At 58.9% G+C, this 15,468-nt stretch carries 16 protein-coding genes and 2 tRNA genes; 7 read left to right on the forward strand and 11 right to left on the reverse strand.

Going from position 1 to position 15,468, the window contains the following annotated elements:
* Nucleotides 1-214 precede the first annotated feature (214 nt).
* From DW870_RS06665 to DW870_RS06685, 5 genes are all read left to right on the forward strand, one after another.
* Entirely contained in the window at nucleotides 215-1,117 is a 903-nt protein-coding gene (locus DW870_RS06665; RefSeq protein WP_117766079.1) for a LysR family transcriptional regulator, read from the forward strand.
* Nucleotides 1,118-1,165: 48 nt separating this feature from the next.
* Entirely contained in the window at nucleotides 1,166-1,702 is a 537-nt protein-coding gene (rnhA, locus tag DW870_RS06670; RefSeq protein WP_117848769.1) for a ribonuclease HI, read from the forward strand.
* Between the two features lie 73 nt (nucleotides 1,703-1,775).
* Nucleotides 1,776-2,882 (forward strand): Gfo/Idh/MocA family protein, encoded by a 1,107-nt coding sequence (locus DW870_RS06675; protein ID WP_117848768.1) that lies wholly within the window; start codon nucleotides 1,776-1,778, stop codon nucleotides 2,880-2,882.
* Nucleotides 2,883-2,884: 2 nt separating this feature from the next.
* Nucleotides 2,885-3,295, forward strand: coding sequence for an acylphosphatase (locus DW870_RS06680; protein ID WP_117848766.1), 411 nt, complete (start codon nucleotides 2,885-2,887; stop codon nucleotides 3,293-3,295).
* A gap of 61 nt (nucleotides 3,296-3,356) precedes the next feature.
* On the forward strand, nucleotides 3,357-3,737 hold the full coding sequence (locus DW870_RS06685; RefSeq protein ID WP_172677978.1) for a Fur family transcriptional regulator: 381 nt from the start codon (nucleotides 3,357-3,359) through the stop codon (nucleotides 3,735-3,737).
* Nucleotides 3,738-3,814: 77 nt separating this feature from the next.
* Here the strand turns inward: DW870_RS06685 and DW870_RS06690 are convergent, their stop codons facing one another.
* The 3 genes from DW870_RS06690 to DW870_RS06700 all read right to left on the reverse strand — a co-directional run bounded on the left by DW870_RS06690 (nucleotide 3,815) and on the right by DW870_RS06700 (nucleotide 5,706).
* Nucleotides 3,815-4,612: an HAD-IIB family hydrolase gene (locus DW870_RS06690; RefSeq protein WP_158557024.1), complete on the reverse strand. Its 798-nt coding sequence runs from the start codon at nucleotides 4,610-4,612 to the stop codon at nucleotides 3,815-3,817.
* A gap of 83 nt (nucleotides 4,613-4,695) precedes the next feature.
* A complete protein-coding gene (locus DW870_RS06695; protein WP_117848762.1) occupies nucleotides 4,696-5,274 on the reverse strand; it encodes an urease accessory protein UreE in 579 nt (192 codons plus the stop codon).
* A 3-nt stretch (nucleotides 5,275-5,277) separates the two neighbouring features.
* Complete coding sequence (locus DW870_RS06700) at nucleotides 5,278-5,706, reverse strand: peptidylprolyl isomerase (RefSeq protein ID WP_055286916.1); 429 nt, start codon at nucleotides 5,704-5,706, stop codon at nucleotides 5,278-5,280.
* Between the two features lie 120 nt (nucleotides 5,707-5,826).
* On the opposite strand from DW870_RS06700, the gene DW870_RS06705 reads away from it, so the two are divergent.
* Together DW870_RS06705 and DW870_RS06710 are read left to right on the forward strand one after the other, a co-directional pair.
* Nucleotides 5,827-6,840, forward strand: a complete 1,014-nt coding sequence (locus DW870_RS06705) for a dipeptidase (RefSeq protein WP_117848760.1) — start codon at nucleotides 5,827-5,829, stop codon at nucleotides 6,838-6,840.
* A gap of 74 nt (nucleotides 6,841-6,914) precedes the next feature.
* Entirely contained in the window at nucleotides 6,915-7,691 is a 777-nt protein-coding gene (locus tag DW870_RS06710; RefSeq protein WP_158557023.1) for a M48 family metallopeptidase, read from the forward strand.
* A 6-nt stretch (nucleotides 7,692-7,697) separates the two neighbouring features.
* On the opposite strand, the gene folB is transcribed toward DW870_RS06710, so the two are convergent.
* The 8 genes from folB to DW870_RS06750 form a co-directional block, all read right to left on the reverse strand.
* Nucleotides 7,698-8,183, reverse strand: coding sequence for a dihydroneopterin aldolase (gene folB, locus DW870_RS06715; protein WP_117820733.1), 486 nt, complete (start codon nucleotides 8,181-8,183; stop codon nucleotides 7,698-7,700).
* Between the two features lie 43 nt (nucleotides 8,184-8,226).
* Nucleotides 8,227-8,808: an HD domain-containing protein gene (locus tag DW870_RS06720; protein ID WP_199412428.1), complete on the reverse strand. Its 582-nt coding sequence runs from the start codon at nucleotides 8,806-8,808 to the stop codon at nucleotides 8,227-8,229.
* 2 nt (nucleotides 8,809-8,810) lie between these two features.
* Nucleotides 8,811-9,368: a GTP cyclohydrolase I FolE gene (gene folE / locus DW870_RS06725; protein WP_117848756.1), complete on the reverse strand. Its 558-nt coding sequence runs from the start codon at nucleotides 9,366-9,368 to the stop codon at nucleotides 8,811-8,813.
* Nucleotides 9,369-9,434: 66 nt separating this feature from the next.
* The gene (gene nrdG / locus DW870_RS06730) at nucleotides 9,435-10,016 is read right to left on the reverse strand and encodes an anaerobic ribonucleoside-triphosphate reductase activating protein (RefSeq protein WP_117877264.1); all 582 of its coding nucleotides are present in this window, start codon (nucleotides 10,014-10,016) and stop codon (nucleotides 9,435-9,437) included.
* Between the two features lie 427 nt (nucleotides 10,017-10,443).
* Nucleotides 10,444-12,666, reverse strand: a complete 2,223-nt coding sequence (gene nrdD / locus DW870_RS06735) for an anaerobic ribonucleoside-triphosphate reductase (RefSeq protein ID WP_022094397.1) — start codon at nucleotides 12,664-12,666, stop codon at nucleotides 10,444-10,446.
* Nucleotides 12,667-13,288: 622 nt separating this feature from the next.
* Nucleotides 13,289-13,363: transfer RNA gene (locus tag DW870_RS06740), tRNA-Val, on the reverse strand.
* A gap of 3 nt (nucleotides 13,364-13,366) precedes the next feature.
* Nucleotides 13,367-13,442, reverse strand: a tRNA-Gly gene (locus DW870_RS06745).
* Between the two features lie 141 nt (nucleotides 13,443-13,583).
* On the reverse strand, nucleotides 13,584-15,317 hold the full coding sequence (locus tag DW870_RS06750; RefSeq protein ID WP_147332648.1) for a glycoside hydrolase family 13 protein: 1,734 nt from the start codon (nucleotides 15,315-15,317) through the stop codon (nucleotides 13,584-13,586).
* Nucleotides 15,318-15,468: the final 151 nt, after the last annotated feature.

Genomic DNA, 15,468 nt, shown 5'->3' on the forward strand with positions numbered 1-15,468 from the left:
TGATCACGCCAACGGGCGCAAACAGGAGCCCGGCATTCGTCTTGGTAAGCATTTCATATGCGGGCCTCCTTTCGCATCCCGGTTCCGTGGTCGGTTTAATTACCTACCGCCTTTGTGTGTTTTGAATAGTACGAGCATTGTTTCGCTCGGTCAATCACTTAAAAGCGCTAACCTGTTATCGGTTTTGTAGATAACGCTCGAAAGGACGGCGCCGATGACCCTCCAGCAGCTTCGTTTTCTGATCGCCGTGGCAGAGTCCGGCTCAATCAACGCCGCAGCTCAGCGCCTCTATACCGCTCAGTCCAACATCTCAAACGCCGTCAAAAGCCTGGAGCAGGAACTCCACCTGGAGATCTTCACGCGCTCCAGCCGCGGCGTCACGCTCACCAACGACGGCACCGAGCTTTTGGGCTATGCGCGCCAGGTCGTAGAGCAGGCCGATATGCTCGAGGCCCGCTACGAGGACGGCGGCACCCCGCAAGCCCGCCTCGCCATTTCCGCCCAGCACTACGCCTTTTCGGTCGAGGCCTTTGTCAACGTGGTCGAGCGCTGCCGCGACAGCAAGTTCGAGTTCATCATGCGCGAGACCACCACGTCGCAGATCATCGATGACGTCCGCGCGTTTCGCAGCGACATCGGCATCCTGTATCTGGACGACTTTAATGCCCGCGTTCTGCAGAAGGCTTTTGCCGATGCGCGTGCGAGCTTCCATCCCCTATTCGACGCGACGGTCCACGTCTTCGTTAGCGAGCGCCACCCGCTTGCCCGCCGCCCGCAGCTGTCCCTTGCCGACCTCACACCCTATACGCGCTACAGCTTTGAGCAGGGAACCTCAAACTCCTTCTATTACGCCGAGGAACCTTTTAGCTATATCCCTTGCGACCGCAACATACGAATCTCGGACCGCGGAACACTTACTAACTTACTTATCACGTCGAACGGTTACACCCTGTCGACCGGTGTCCTCTCCAATGAAATGCAATGGGGTATGGCATCGATCCCGTTAGCAGACGCCCCAACGATGCACGTAGGCTATATCATGCACGACGAGCGCAAGCCCTCTCCCCTCTTGCAGCAATACCTCGACGAGCTCAACCGCATCATCCATGCCAACTAACTGTCGGAAGACGGGGTAGAAATCGTAGATTGCTAGCCCCCGGCGGACATGGCGCTACAATGGTCACTCACACGAAACGTACCCAACGAAAGGAACCATGTGAAGGTCATCATCTATACCGACGGCTCGGCCCGATCAAATCCGGGACGCGGCGGCTACGGCGCCGTGCTCAAATACACCAACCCCGCCGGCAAGACCTTCACCTCCGAGCTTTCGCGCGGCTACGCCAAGACCACCAACAACCGCATGGAGCTCATGGCGGTCATCGTGGCGCTCGAGGCGCTCAACCGCCCCTGCGAGGTCGAGGTCCATTCCGATTCGCAGTACGTCGTCAACGCTTTCAATAAACACTGGATCGACGGCTGGAAAAAACGCGGCTGGAAGACCGCCAACAAGCAGCCTGTCAAGAACCGCGACTTGTGGGAGCGCCTGCTCACCGCAAAGAGCAAGCACAAAGTGGAGTTCATCTGGGTTAAGGGCCACGCCGGCCATGAGCTCAACGAGCGCTGCGACGAGCTTGCCACCACGGCGGCCGACGGCAGCAACCTCGATATCGACACCGGCTTTAACGAGAGCGACCTGTAATAGCGTTTTCGCGCAGCTTTATATCCCCACGCGCTACACTCATCCTGTAGACCAAACAACGCAAGGGGGACGTATGCTGCGCATCGCGACCATCGGCACATCCATGATCACCGACGACTTTATCCAAGTCGTCAACGCCAACGACCAAGCCGCGTTTGTGGGCACGCTTTCGCGCGACGCCAATCGCGGTACTGCCTTTACCGCCGAACACGGCGGCGAACGTAACTTCACCGCACTTGACGAGCTTGCGTCCGCCGTCGACGTCGACGCCGTCTATATCGGCAGCCCTAACGCACTTCACTACGAGCAGGCCCTTGCCTGCATCGCCGGTGGCAAGCACGTCATCGTCGAGAAACCCTTCTGCGCCACCGAAGCGCAGGCGCTGGAAGTCTTCCGCGCTGCCGAGGCAGCAGGTGTCGTGGCTCTCGAGGCCATGCGTCCCCTCCACGATCCCGCCTTCCACGCCATCGAGGACGCCCTGGGCGAGATCGCCCCCATCCGCCGCGCCTCATTGCGCTTTGGCAAGTATTCCTCGCGCTACAACGAGATTCTCGCGGGACGCGCCACCAATATCTTCGACTGCAATATGGCATCGGGTTCCCTCATGGACATTGGCGTCTACGCCGTCGAGCCCATGGTCGAGATTTTCGGCATGCCCTCCGGCCTTACGAGCATGACTACTCTGCTCGACCCCACCACGCGACAGCTCACGCACGGCCCCATCGACGGCTGCGGTTCCATCCTCGCCAGCTACGGCGGAGGCCGCATCTCCGTCGAGCTCGCGCACTCCAAAATTACGAATGACCTGCTGCCCTCGCAGATCGAAGGCGAGCGTGGCACTATCCAGATCGACCATCTGTCCACGCCCCGCAACGTCCGCATCGACTATCGCGGCGATGTCGTACGCGGCTCGGCGACCGAGGCACCGCGCGAACAGGGCGACAACGGCCGCGTGCTCGACCTGCCCAAATCGAGCAACACTATGGAATACGAACTCACAGACTTTATCACCGCCATCGACGGCATCGATAACGTTAAGGAAGAGATTTGGGAGACCCCGGCAGGACGTCACGAGCTTGGCCACTACCGCGATGTCACGCTCGTCTCACTGCGCATCATGGATGCCGTGCGCCAGCAGGCCGGCATAACCTTCCCGGCCGACGCAGGCAAGCAGGCATAGCGATGGGCCTCTTCGATACGTTCTTCTCCAGCGTCACCGGCGGCAGTCGAGAGCCTCAAAAACCATCAAACGTCGAGCTCGAGCTGCGCCGCAGGCTTACCGTACTCGCAAGCGACGAGGCCACTCAAGACACTCCCCTGCGCTATTTCCTGCGCTGGGCGGGGCAAGTCCAAGGCGTTGGTTTTCGCTTTACCAACACCAACCTCGCACAGGCACGCGCACTCACCGGCTGGGTGCGTAACATGGAAGACGGCTCAGTCGAGATGGAGATACAGGGAGCTCCGGCAAACGTCCTATCTCATCTCGAGGCGCTTCATGCCTCCTACGAGCGCATGGGAACGCGTTTTCGCCTCGTAGACGCCCAGGCCCGAGCCCCACTTGCCAATGAAGACGGTTTCAGTCCTCATTATTAGTATTGTGTGCTAAATACGGTATCATTTACCTACGACCGTTAATAGAAAAGAGGCGAGGCGCATGGCGGTGCAAAGAAGGAATACCAGGCAGCGAAAGCTAGTTCTTGACGCCGTGCGCCAAAGCTATAACCATCCCACCGCCGACGAAATCTACAACGTCGTGCGCGCGCAGGATGACAAAATCAGCCGCGGTACGGTCTACCGCAATCTCAATCTCTTGGCCGACGCAGGCGAAATCCTCTCCATCAAGACGCCGGGCGGCAGCCGCTTCGATCGCACGATCGAGCCGCATGCGCATATCATCTGCACCTCGTGCAGCCGCGTCATCGACGTACCGCTCCCCTTCGATGCCCAGCTCGACGCCAAGGCGTCCGAGCAAATCGGCTGGCACGTCACGTCGCACTACACCATCTTCGAGGGTCTCTGCCCCGACTGCCGGTAGATGTTCGGGACATGCCTTAAAATCCACCTTTCCGCGCTTTGCAGCAAAAAATAGATTTCTAGGCATGTCCCAAATATCTACTCAGCGAGCAGGCGATGCAATTCCTCTTCGACCGTGCGCACGTAGCGGACGCGGTCGTTAATGCCACGCATAGAGGGGTTGCAGCTCTCCATCAGATAGGGATGGCCCACGACGTTGAGCATGTCGCGGTCGTTTTCGTTATCGCCAAACGCCATCATCTCATCGGGCGAAATACCCAGGGCGCGACCGTAATCGGCAAGCGCGGAGCCCTTGCCCGAACCAAAACCGATAAAGTCCGTCCATTCGGTTCCCGACGTCATCACGGCAACACGGTCGCTAAAGAGGCGCTCGAAATACTCCAGGGCCGCCGGCTGATTCACCTCGGGCGTCTGGAAGGCAATCTTAATGACGTCCTCTTCGATATCCTCGGGGCGGTCGACCACCGCCACATCGCAGTGGACCTCATAGCGCAAATGGTCGACGAACGCATCGTTGCCGCTCATGGTGTAGAGGTGTCCCTCACATGAAAGGGTCACGTCGGCATGGGGATACGCAACCACGGCATTCGCGATATCCATAGCAAGGCTACGCTCCATGGAACGCTTGACAGCGGCACGCCCCCCGCTCATCACCAGGGCTCCGTTTTCGCATACATAGGCGAGCTCATCGGCCACCGGGGCAAACAGGTAGCGCAAGCTCGCATATTGACGGCCGCTCGCCGGCATAAACACGATACCGCGACGATGCAGTTCATCGATGAGTTCAAAGGCCTCGGAACGCGGCTCGCGCTCCCCCGGATGCAGCAACGTGCCGTCCAAATCGCATGCAATCAGCTTGATTCCTTCAAGACCCATATGCTTTCCCCCACAGCATCTCATCAACAGAAAGACGGACTTTGAATAGTTGCCTCTCAAAGTCCGTCTTACTTATACGCACGTTAACCGCGCGCCTTCTTTACGATCGTAAAGTCTGGAGCCATACTCACAACGGCATCCGCCGCACTCGACGCAAAGCGCCGGTCCGAATCGAGTTCACGGGTAACCGTCGAGAGCCGAACGCCCTCGACGCCCCGGAGCATGCGGCCCAAAACAGGCTGCACCGGCGTATACATGCGCACGGTATGCTCGTCCGAATCGCCTCGAAAAAGCGGCGCATGCATATTGCCGATCTCCCAGCACGCATGCGCGAGCGCAATCGGGTCCATGCGGTCAACTTCGACCAAATAAACCTCGGCGCTGCGCAGGCGCACGACAACCGCCACGGGCACCACGCCCGAACGGTCAATGGCGAGCACGTCGCCGTCGACAAAACGACCGCCGTCGGCAGTATCCAGCCGAACATCGACCGTGCGCCCCAGCTCCGTCACGCCCACAAACGTGCATACATCAGCCTGGTCCCAATCGAGCAGTAGCTCGTCAACTTCAAAGACGCCGCCCAGCTTCCGGCGAAGCAGAAGTTCATAGGACGGATCGTTGAGATTTCCCAAGCATGTCGTCGAAACCAAGCGCTCAGGCATGCTCTAACCCTCGACCTCGACGAGCTCGATATCAAAGTTGAGGTCCTTGCCGGCAAGCTCGTGGTTGGCATCGAGCGTCACGGCCTCGGGCGTTACGTCGATGACCACGGCGGGAACGGGCATACCGCTCGGCGTGGACAGGAAGAGCTTCATGCCCTTCTCGATCTGCTCGATGTTGGGAACCTGCTCGGCCGGGAAGGTAATAACCATCTCGGGATTGTGCTCGCCGTAGGCATCGGCAGCAGGAATGTGCACGGTCTTCTTCTCGCCCACCTGCATGTCGACAACAGCGGCGTCGAAGCCCTTGATCATCTGACCGGCGCCGCAGGTGAACTCCAGCGGCTCGCCGCGATCGTAGGAGCTATCGAACTGCGTGCCGTCGTCGAGCGTGCCGCGATAATGGGTCTTGACCTTCTTGCCCTGGTTGGACATGGTAACCTCCGTGATAAGGGCGGCGCACAACGCGGGCCGCCGTGAACATATGGCGCTAACTATACCCTAGTCATACAATTCAAGGACAGTTTGCAAAGAAACGCTGCATCCGGAGGAACCATGGCATATCCCGTATTTGACCTACATTGCGACACCGCCGACCGCATCGGCTGGGCCACGCTCGATCTCGACCTGCGCTTTACCGCCGGCACCGACGGTTATTTCCCCGGCGACGAAACGCATCCGCAAGATTTCGACCTCATCGAGGGCAACGCCTGCGCCATCTCGCTCGCAAAGATCGGCAACACGCCATGGGCACAGTGCTTCGCCACGTTTGTCCCCGACGAGATTCCCACCGCCCACGCCGCGCGCTTCCAGGCGCAAATCATGGCGCATATGAGCGGCCAGGCAATGCTCAACCACGACCGCATGGTCAACGTGCGCAGCGCCACAGACATTCGCCCCGCGCTCAAGGACGGCAAGGTCGCTTGCATCCACACCATCGAAAACGCCACGTTCTTTGCCGAGGACCCCGCGCTGATCGAGGTGCTCAAGAGCTTGGGCGTACTCATGTCATCGCTCAGCTGGAATGCGCAGGGACCGCTCGCGAGTGGACACGATACCCACGCCGGCCTCACCGCCGCCGGCATCGAGGCACTTACGCAGATGGAGCACGCCGGCATGGTACTCGACGTCTCCCACCTCAACGATGAGTGCTTTGACGAGGTCGCCGCCCGTGCCACGCGTCCCTTCGTCGCCAGCCACTCCAACTCCCGTGCGGTTTGTGGCGTCAAGCGCAATCTCACCGACGACCAGTTCCGCACTATTCGCGACATGGGCGGTATCGTCGGCCTCAACTACTGCAGCGAGTTCCTATCCAACGACGCAACCGACAAGACCGCCGCAGACGTCACCTTCGACCAGCTGGCGGCACATATCGAGCACTGGCTCGACCTGGGCGGCGAGGACGTCATCGCACTCGGCGGCGACTGGGACGGTGCCACGGTGCCCGCCTTCCTCTCCGATGCCAGCAAGATGCCCGAGTTCCAGAACATGCTCTCCAAGCACTTTGGCAAGACCGTGATGCAGAAGCTCTGCAGCGACAACGCGCTTGCCTTCTTTGAGCGTTATTAATTTCACATCCCTTGAGCGGGCCGGCATGCCGAACGGTCGACATGCCGGCCCGTCCCCAATCTGAAGGACCGCTTTTGACGCAGCAGTTTACGATTTCCGTACCCCGACCGGATGGGACGCCCATCCCCGTCGTCGTTACCAAAAAGTGCGTCAAGAACTTCAACCTACGCGTCACATCGAGCGGTGAGGTCCACGCCAGCGCGCCGCTCGGCGCCAGCCGCGAGCGTATCGAAGCGTTTGTGAAGCGCAACAGCGCCTGGACTATCAGCCGACTTGCCCAGCGTGAGCAAAGTCAGGCGACGGCGCGAGAGTCACTCAGTCCCTCGTCCATCATTGCACTTTGGGGCAAGCCCATCACGGTACAAGATGCGCTCGATCACAACTTTAAGTCACCCGCACCGCGGCCCAAGCAGGCCACCTTCGCAAGTTTTATAGGTGCCGACGAACCAAGTGGGCGCGCGCAGGCAAAGCAGCGCACAGCCCTCGACGGCCTAACGCCCAAAGAACTCCAGACCCGCATCGACCAACTCTATGCATCCGAGGTCACCGCAGCGCTACGCGACATCGCGCATGCGTACGAAATCGCAATGGGCGTCACCGTGGCCCGCGTCTCCGTGCGCAGCATGAAAACGCGCTGGGGCTCATGCACACCCAAAACCGGCGCCATTCGCATCGCACGCGAACTTGCCGCCTATCCCATCGAGTGTCTCGACATGGTTGTCGCCCACGAGCTCGTCCATCTGCTCGAGCCAAGCCACAATCAGCGGTTTCACGCCCTGCTCGACACGTACTGCCCCAACAATAAAGCTCTGTCGCAGCGGCTCAAGCAGCCACCCCTCAATAAGCTCTAGCGTCGACTAGCGCACGCGCTCGATCTCGACGCCGCAGCTTGCCAGGGGAAGACCGACGGGCGCCCACGGCTTATCGAGCTTTATGCGCACACCAAGCAGCAAGGGGTAACGACGCAGCAGCATCTGGGCCACACCCTCGGCTGCCGCCTCGATGAGTTTAAACGTATGCTCGCGCAGATAACCATCGACATCGTGGCACACCGAGCCGTAGTCAATCGAAGCGTCCAGGTTATCGTGCTCCCCCGCTGCACGCAGGTCGGCATAGAGCACCAGGGACACGATGAACTTCTGGCCAAGGGCGTTCTCTTCGGGATACACACCGTGGTTGGCAAAGACCTCGAGACCGTCGATAGTAATGCGGTCGGCATGGCGCAGGTCGTCATAGCTCACGTGGGGCACCGCCGTTGCGGTGGATATTTCGCCCCTTCCACGGCGGGCGAGCTCGGCACCTTCAGTCTTGGTTGCATTCTCGGGCAGTTTCTTGTTACTCATCGCGATCGTCTCCTTCGTTTAGAACCCCGACCGCGTAAACTAACTACACGCGAATCGACAGGTTCTTTTTATCATCGCTCCAGTTGCAAGCATTGCGCGCGGGGCATGCAAAGCAGGCGCGCGACGCTTTGTCGGCTGCATAGAGCAGACGCTCGAGCGGCTGGCTGTTCACGCGCAGCTTTCGATGGCCCAGAATGGCCGTCTTAATGGCTGCGGCATCGGCCGGCTCAAACGCTACGTCATCGGGCATACCGCCGAGAATCGCATCAGCGACGCGTTCGCTTGCAACATCATGGGATATACCCGATTCATACTGTTCATCTTTGCCGATATCGTGAAGAAGTGCCGTGGCGTAGATGACCTCGCGGTCAAATTCGAGCTGTTCCTCGAGATTCTTGATCCACATAATGCGAGCGACATCCAGCAGGTGGTCAATACCGTGGCGGCAGAAGATGCGCCCCGATTCCAACTGTGCAATGTTGCCCAGATGCCGCCGGAACAGTCCGTTGGCACAGATGTAATCAATGCGAGGCATGGCACCAAAGGGAGTCAGGCCCGAAGCCATAAAGCCGCGACGAGGCGTTCCCTCATCGGTCTTCGATGCAAAGTCGTTGACGACTCTCATAGTTAGCGTCCCAGCATCCTAAAGAATCGCTCCTCGAGCGCCGGATCGGCCTCAAAGACGCCGCGACGAGCGAGCGTCACGGTCTTGGTGCCAGGCTTTTGCACGCCGCGCATGGTCATGCACATATGCTCAGCTTCCATGAGCACAATCGCTCCCTGGGGAGCGAGATACTCCATGAGGGCATCGGCAACTTGTGCGCACAACTGCTCCTGCAGCTGCAGACGACGGGCGTAGACCTCTACCGTGCGGGCAAGCTTAGAAAGCCCTGCGACACGGCCGTTGGGGATATAGCCAATGGCAGCCTTGCCGTAAAACGGCAGCAGATGATGCTCGCACAGCGAGTAAAACGTGATGTCGCGCTCAATAACCAAGTCGTTCGAAGCGACGGCAAAGGTTTTGGACAGGTGCTCCTCGGCACTCTGGTCCATACCGCCAGCGATCTCACCATACATACGGGCAACGCGCGCCGGGGTCTCCAGCAGGCCCTCACGAGTTGGGTCCTCGCCTATGCCCTCAAGCAACAGCTTAATGGCGGCCTCGACTTTTTCCTGATCGACCATCTGGGCCTCACTTTTCCGATTTTGCGTTCGCGCTATGGTACCACGCCCTCCGGCATCGGCCACAAGCTACATAGTATGGGTCGAATAGACCGGATCGTCCCGCCAAAGCTCCACGGCGTCGCAAAGCGCAACGTTCTCACGCTCGGCACGGGCACGCGTGGCGTTCATGTCAATCACGCGTTGATTGCTCGAGCCCCTAAAGCGCAACGAGATATCGTACAGATCCTGAACGAACGGGCCGTCCACCAACATGTCGAGGCAGGCCAGGATACGGTCCGTCACCTCGGTATGATGACGGCCACCCGGCATAAGCTCCTCGAGCACGTCGCCGGTAAAGCACCAAATGGTCTTGCCCGACCCCTCGGGATAGGCCGCACGCACGCGTTCGATAAAGTCAACAAGTCCCGCCTGATTCTCGGGCTCCATAGGCTCGCCGCCCAGAATCGTCAGGCCATCGATAAAGGGATGGTCGAGACTCTCGATAATCTTGTCCTCGACGGCACGATCGAACGGCTCGCCCGCAGCAAAGTCCCACGCGACAGAGTTAAAGCAGTTCTTGCACCCACGACGGCACCCACTCACAAACAGAGAAGTACGAACGCCTTCCCCATCAGCAATGTCGAAATACTTAATGTTCGCGTAGTTCATAGGTAACTCTCCCGGGAGGCCGGGACATATCATCCCGTCCTCAAACATTCTCGGCCTGCGGCCTGCGAAACTGCGGGCGGGACGATATGTCCCGGCCTCATGCAAAGGGTAACTCAATGAACGAAGCGAACATCGAGTATAGGGTTCGAGGTCCAATAAAAACTTTGTTGCAGCTCAACCGCTATCGCAAGTAAATCGCAGCTGCAGCTCGAATTATTTCCGCTAAGAACTTCGAGGAGCGAGCAGGCCGCGCGCTGCATCTCAGCTACGTCAACTTGGCTGAACCGAGAGGGCCGCTTGGGCATTTGCTCGATATGAGTTCCGCACGCAAAGAAGGCCACTTAATGTGGCCTTCGTCTTGCGCAGGACTGTCCGAAATAGCGAGCAAATGCCCAAGCGGCCCTCTCGGTTCAGCCCCGGAGCGGTATTAGAGATGCAGCACGCGGTCGCGGATCTCCTCGGTTCGACCCTGGTTCCAGAACTGGGTACCGATGTAACCGCACGTGCGACGGGCGACATTCATCTTCTCCTGGTCACGGTTGCCGCAATTGGGGCACTCCCACACCAGCTTGCCGTCATCCTCGACAATCTTGATCTCGCCGTCGTAACCGCACACCTGGCAATAATCGCTCTTGGTGTTGAGCTCGGCGTACATGATGTTGTCGTAGATGTACTGCATCACGCGGATGACAGCCTTGAGGTTGTCCTGCATGTTGGGAACCTCGACATAGGAGATGGCACCGCCCGGCGAAAGTTGCTGGAACATACCCTCGAACTTGAGCTTGTCGAATGCGTCGATCTCCTCAGACACATGGACGTGATAGCTGTTGGTAATGTAGCCCTTGTCCGTCACGCCCGGGATAATACCAAAACGGCGCTGCAGGCACTTGGCGAACTTGTAGGTCGTCGACTCAAGCGGGGTACCGTACAGCGAGAAGTCAATATCGCTTTCGGCCTTCCACTCCGCGCACTTGTCGTTCATGCGCTGCATGACGGCCATGGCAAAGGGCGTGCCCTCCTTCTCGGTGTGGCTGTGGCCCGTCATGTACTTGACGCACTCGTACAGGCCGGCATAACCCAGACTAATGGTGGAGTAACCGCCCACGAGCAGCTTGTCGATCGTCTCGCCCTTCTTCAGGCGGGCGAGGGCACCGTACTGCCAAAGAATCGGTGCGGCATCCGAAAGCGTACCCATCAGACGCTCATGACGGCACAGCAGGGCGCGGTGGCATAGCTCAAGGCGCTCGTCGAAGATCTTCCAGAACTTGTCCATGTCCTGATGCGAGCTCAGCGCGACATCGGGCAGGTTGATGGTCACAACGCCCTGGTTAAAGCGACCGTAGTACTTGGGCTTGTTCGGGTCATAGTTCAGCGCGTTGGCCACGTTGTTAAATCCGTTACCGGAGCGATCGGGCGTCAGGAAGCTGCGGCAACCCATGCAGGTATAGCAGTCGCCGTTGCCCGCGGTCTCGCCCTTCGACAGCTTGAGCTCGCGCATCTTCTTCTCAGAGATATAGTCGGGCACCATGCGCTTGGCGGTGCACTTAGCGGCCAGCTGGGTCAGGTAGAAGTACGGGGAATTCTCGTGAACGTTATCGTCCTCGAGTACATAGATGAGCTTGGGGAATGCCGGGGTAATCCACACGCCGGCCTCGTTCTTAACGCCCTCGTAGCGCTGGCGAAGCGTCTCCTCCACGATCATGGCAAGGTCGTGCTTCTCCTGAGGCGTACGGGCCTCGTTAAGATACATAAAGACCGTCACGAACGGCGCCTGGCCGTTCGTGGTCATAAGCGTCACGACCTGATACTGGATCGTCTGGACGCCGCGACGAATCTCGTCACGCAGACGGTCCTCAACGACCTCGCGGACCTTTTCGGGAGATGCGGAAACGCCGAGCTCCTCGAGCTCGCGGGCGACCTCGCCGCGAATCTTTTGACGGCTCACCTCGACGAACGGGGCAAGATGGGTCAGCGAAATCGACTGGCCGCCGTACTGGGAGGAAGCAACCTGAGCGATGATCTGCGTCGCGATGTTGCAGGCGGTCGAGAAGCTGTGCGGCTTCTCAATCAGCGTACCCGAGATAACAGTGCCGTTCTGGAGCATGTCCTCCAGGTTCACCAGGTCGCAGTTGTGCATGTGCTGGGCAAAGTAATCCGAATCGTGGAAATGGATCAGGCCCTCATTATGGGCATCCACGATCTCTTGGGGCAGCAGCACACGCTGAGTCAGGTCCTTGGAGATCTCGCCGGCCATGTAGTCACGCTGAACGGAATTGACGGTCGGATTCTTGTTGGAGTTCTCCTGCTTGACCTCTTCGTTGTTGCACTCGATCAGCGACAGAATCTTGTCGTCGGTCGTGTTCTTCTGGCGCTTCAGGCTCTGAACATAGCGATAGATGATGTAATGGCGAGCGACCTCGTAGCAGTCGAGACGCATGATCTCGTCCTCGACCAGATCCTGAATCTCCTCGACCGACACGGTGTGGCCCGCGTTCTCGCATGCCTCGGCGACGTTTTGTGCCGCGTAAACCACCTGGCGGTCGGTAAGACGAGAGCTCTCCTCGACCTCCAAGTTTGCGGCGCGGATGGCATTGACGATCTTATCGATGTCAAAGACAACCTCGGTGCCGCTGCGCTTGATGATCTTCATCCTCTTGCCTCTTTCGCGTCGTAGCCTCATTGCGCTTCAGAGCCAAACGATACCCGGCAGGGCTTGCCCCTGTCTTGCGGCGCCGTCGCGCAATCTGTGTTCTCGATAAACCATAAGTCCTCATGCGGACAATCCTCGCGGCCGATCAGGCGGCTCAAAGGCGTGTCCAAATGGGACGAATAAGGTCTTCGTTCTCTGTCCGCCATCTATCATACGACAAAGACGCATCTATATCCTGTATTCTTTTTTTAGTTCAAACACAACATATAGTGTTTCAGCAGGTCAAAGCAATTGGTCATTTTGCAGACGCATTATAAATGAGGGATATTTGACAAGTCGGTAAAACGTTACCAACACGGCTACCTGCATGGCAGTTATAAAACGCCCTTAGTCAAGCCGCTGACAAATCCTACCAAAACCAAGCCGCTCACGCCAAAATAATCCAAAAGATTGCGCTTGACCAACATGTTGCGGTCACGCTCGGTCAGGACGTATGCAATCAGCCAGTGCCCCTACGGGATGCGAAGATCATCGCACGCGGATCTTGAGTTCAATATCTGGTGCCACATTTGGCGACCAAAACAAAACAGCCCAGAGACATAGTCTCTGAGCTGCGAACATTTGGTGGGCGTTAGAAGATTTGAACTTCTGACCTCTTCCGTGTCAGGGAAGCGCTCTCCCCCTGAGCTAAACGCCCAAATGGAGCGGACAACGGGGCTCGAACCCGCGACCCCAACCTTGGCAAGGTTGTGCTCTACCAACTGAGCCATGTCCGCTTACGAGGATTAATCTTACGTGATGCCCGCATCCTATGCAAGAACTTTTTTTGAAAAGTTTTGCGACGCCCTCGTGAACCTCGCGAAGACATCAGCCGCCACGGAGGGTGCAGGCAAACTCAAACTCGCCGCAAGAGGTCTTTACATCTCACCGAGCATGATCCAGGCAGAGCTGTCCTGCGCGAGCCTGCCGTCTGCAAGCGGTGATGAGGTGAGCAGGACCCTGCCCGCCGGCAGCTCCACGGGTGCTGCACCGAAGTTCGTCACACACGCCCATCCGTTGTCGCGGCGATAGGCGATGACGCCGCCCTCAGCGCCCTCGGCACCATCCGCAAGGCCGGTGCGCCCGTCAAGATCGAGCCACGCAAGATCGTTGGCGCACCTGCGCAGCTTGCGCCGCAGCCAGAGGGCGTCACGATAGAGCGCAAGCATCGATGTCGGGTCCGCTTCTTCTCTATCGGCAGCGTAATCGGAAAACCATGCAGGCTGCGGCAGATGGGGCGCCGCATCGGCGTCGGCCGGTGAAAACCCAAACGATCCGCCCTGTGCGGGATCGTCCGCTGCCACCCACGGCAGGGGCACACGGCAGCCGTCGCGCCCCTTCTCGCGCTTCGGTCCGTGCGTATTGGTCGCAGTGGGATCTTCGAGTGCAGCCCACGGAATGTCAGCCACCTCAAAAAGGCCGAGTTCCTCACCCTGATACACGTATGCCGAGCCCGGAAGCGCCAGCTCAAGCAAAAGGGCCGCCCGCGCGCGGCGCTCGCCGAGTTCACGGTCCTCGTCATAAGACGACCCGTCGCGTAAGAGCCAGTCGAGCGCAATCTGATGGTAGCGCGTCGCCTTGATTTGCGGCAGGGCATAGCGTGTCGCCACGCGCGGCACGTCATGGTTGGAGAGTACCCAGGTCGAGGCGGAATCGGATTCGATGGCCGCCTTCAAGCCCTCCTCGATTGCAGCGTGCATGTCATCATAGGTCCAAATGGCCTTGGCGAACTCAAAGTTGAATGTCTGGCCAAGCTCGTTGGGACGCGCGTAGAGATACTGGCGCTCGGGCAGCACCCACGCCTCGGCAACGGCGCTGCGCGGCGGATTATAGCGGTCGAACACGCGGCGCCACTCGCGATAGATCTCGTGGACCTCGTTGCGGTCCCACAGCGGATGAGTGCCGTCGTCAACCATGTCATCGCCCTCGGCGAGATGCCACCGGTCGAGGTCATCGCGGTCGAGATCCTTGGCAAGACCGTGCGCCACATCAATGCGAAAGCCATCGACGCCTCGATCGCTCCAAAATGTCAGGACGTCGCAAAAGAACGTGTGAACCTCGGGGCATGACCAGTCAAAGTCCGGCTGCTCGGGCGTAAACATGTGCAGATACCACTGACCGTCCGCAACACGCGTCCATGCGGGGCCGCCAAAGTTGGCATTCCAATTGGTGGGAGGCAGCTCGCCATGTTCGCCGCGACCATCGCGAAAGATATAATGGGCGCGCTCGGACGATCCGGGGTCGGCGGCAAGAGCGGCTTTGAACCAGGGGTGCTGGTTGGATGAATGGTTAGGCACGATGTCGACGATGACCTTGATGCCGCGCGCGTGAGCCGCAGCGATCATGTCATCGAAGTCGTCAAGCGAGCCGAGACGTGGGTCGACATCACAGTAGTCCGCCACATCATAGCCACCATCGACAAGAGGCGATGGGTAAAACGGGCTCAGCCAGATGGCCTCGATACCCAGCCGCTCAAGATAGTCCATCTGCTGGGTAATGCCCGCAATATCGCCCAGACCCGAACCAGTCGAATCCTTAAACGAGCGTGGATAGATCTGATAGATCGCGGCGTCGGACATCCATGAGCGCGAAGAAGACTTTTCTGTAGCCATGGGGCGCACCTCCCTTGCAACGAGGTTATGCGAGATGCCCACGATGATACGCCCAAAGCGGACATTCGCGGCAAACAACGCCACAGCCACGACCCAAAACGCTCGCTCCCTCTCGGGTTCGAGCCCATGCGATGGGTACGAAAAAGCCCGG

The organism is Collinsella sp. AM38-1BH (assembly GCF_003467545.1).
Classification (GTDB): Bacteria; Actinomycetota; Coriobacteriia; order Coriobacteriales; family Coriobacteriaceae; genus Collinsella.